A 1,970-nucleotide genomic window follows, 5' to 3' on the forward strand; every position below is an offset into this window, starting at 1 on the left:
TTCCGGTGCTGGTGCTGGGGGTGTTCTGGAAGCGCACGACGACGCGTGGCGCGATTGCCGGGATGGTGACGGGGTTGGCGGTGTGTGTGTACTACATCGTGTCGACTTATCCGTTCTTCACGCAGTTGACCGGGTTCGCCGGACGTACGTGGTTCGGGATCGAGTCGATCAGCTCAGGCGTGTTCGGCGTGCCGGCGGGGTTCGCGGTGGCGATCGTGGTGAGTCTGTGTGATAAGCGGCCGGATGAGTATACGCGGGCGTTGGTGGATTACATTCGGCATCCGTGAGGGGGCGAATGTCGTATCGTATGACGCGGATTAGAGCGCGGAAGTCCCGAGTTCGGCACCTTTGGTCGTTTGCATGCGACCGACATCGCAGCTTCCGTCCGTCACGTCGTTTGCATTGGGGATCGCGACGCACACATAGGCACGAATGCCGTGCGGCAACGCCACGTGTCGAAACTCGCCCACCTTGATCGTCGCGACCCGGTCAACGGCAAACTGATCGGTGATCGGCGTCGCGCCCGACGGGACCGACAGGGTCACTTCCGACGTCGCCTGGCTGGTTTGCGATTTCAGCGTCTGACTGCCGGCGATATCCATGGTCACCATGAAGCGTATGGTCGCGTGCCCTTCGGAAACGCGCTGGACGGTTACCGCGATCGTCGGCTTTGCGATGCCTGCCGTGCATTTTCCGGCAACACATTCGCGAACGGACAGGAGCGTGTGGAACGTCGGCGCGGGCTGACCGACGACTGACAGGTCGGTTGCGGCCCCGCCATCGCGTAGTGTTTTCTGCGGTGACGGAGTCGATGTGACGGCAACGGTGGTACTGATCGTCGGGTGCGACGGTGCTGTCGCGCAGGCCGCCAGCATGGCCGACGCGCCGGCCGTCATGATGAACCGCAGGCTGAATCGCATGGACGTGACTCGCGGAGCCGAAACCTCCTATATCGTCGGATCAATGCCGATCTTTAGCGTGCGGCGCTCGGCATCCATCGCGCTTCGCACGCTCGGCGATCAGTTCGGAGCGATCCGGTCGATCGGCAGGTCGATGCCGCTCAGTTTCCACGACCAGAGACCATCACGCTTGAATACCAGCGTCACCTGGTCGTCCGTTCCTTTTCGCGCAGTTGCGGTGACGGTCGACCAGTTCTTGTAGCGTACCGAATAGTCGACTTTCGGCGTCGAGTTGGCTTGATCCGGCGTCGCGCCGACATCGGAACCTGCGTGAGTCGCTTCCGTCGGGGCGGCGGAGGATGCGGGGGCCGCCGGGACATCGGCAGGGTGCGCGGGTTTGGCCGTTCCCTGAGCCATCATGGTCATGACGCCCGCCGGCGTCACCATCGTGTCGATGAGCTGATTCGCGAAACCCATCGCCACCATCATTCCCAGACCGGCGAATGAATTGCCTTTCATGTCGGGCGAATTCGCCAGTTTCGATTGCACCATGGTCAGGAATTGACCACGCAGGCTTTCGCGCAGCGACGGAAAGTCGACGTGCGACGAAAACGAGTCGGCATCCTTGTCTGCCATGGCCGATCGCATCTGATACATGGTGATGTACGGGCTCGCATAACTGGAAGCGATGCCTGCGGCGATTGCGATTCCGGCGATCGCGATTCGTGTTTTCTTTTTCATGGTCTCTACGCGTTTCGATATTGTTTATCGGGAAAGCAGTTTAACGGTCGGGCGCGGGAATGTTTGAGGCGTCGACCAAGACCGCTTCGGCAAGCCGGGGCTCATTGCGCGCGACGTGGCAGTAACGAGAGACCTCGGCGTGATGCGAGTTCATCGCCAGTTCTTGCCAGGCATGAGCAGTGGGAAGCGCAGCGACCCGGGCGACGTTCGGCCTGGTGATGGGTTGCTGATGGGCCGAGAAACAAAAAGCCCCGCAGAACATTGATTCTGCGGGGCTTTCTCGTCAATCCTGGCGGAGAGAGGGGGATTCGAACCCCCGATAGGCGATTA

Annotated in this window: 2 protein-coding genes and 1 pseudogene; 1 reads left to right on the top strand and 2 read right to left on the bottom strand. The window is 61.1% G+C overall.

Features of this window, described 5'->3' with window-relative positions; all coding sequences use genetic code 11:
• Positions 1–287: pseudogene (locus tag JMF90_RS35025) on the top strand (cation acetate symporter); the annotation flags it as partial.
• A gap of 30 nt (positions 288–317) precedes the next feature.
• Here JMF90_RS35025 and JMF90_RS35030 read toward each other — a convergent pair.
• Together JMF90_RS35030 and JMF90_RS35035 are read right to left on the bottom strand one after the other, a co-directional pair.
• Positions 318–920, bottom strand: coding sequence for a hypothetical protein (locus tag JMF90_RS35030; RefSeq protein ID WP_054927991.1), 603 nt, complete (start codon positions 918–920; stop codon positions 318–320).
• Positions 921–1,019: 99 nt separating this feature from the next.
• Positions 1,020–1,640, bottom strand: a complete 621-nt coding sequence (locus tag JMF90_RS35035) for a DUF2939 domain-containing protein (protein ID WP_054927990.1) — start codon at positions 1,638–1,640, stop codon at positions 1,020–1,022.
• Positions 1,641–1,970: the final 330 nt, after the last annotated feature.

The organism is Burkholderia sp. E168m23 (assembly GCF_016586125.1).
GTDB classification, from domain to species: domain Bacteria; phylum Pseudomonadota; class Gammaproteobacteria; order Burkholderiales; family Burkholderiaceae; genus Burkholderia; species Burkholderia orbicola.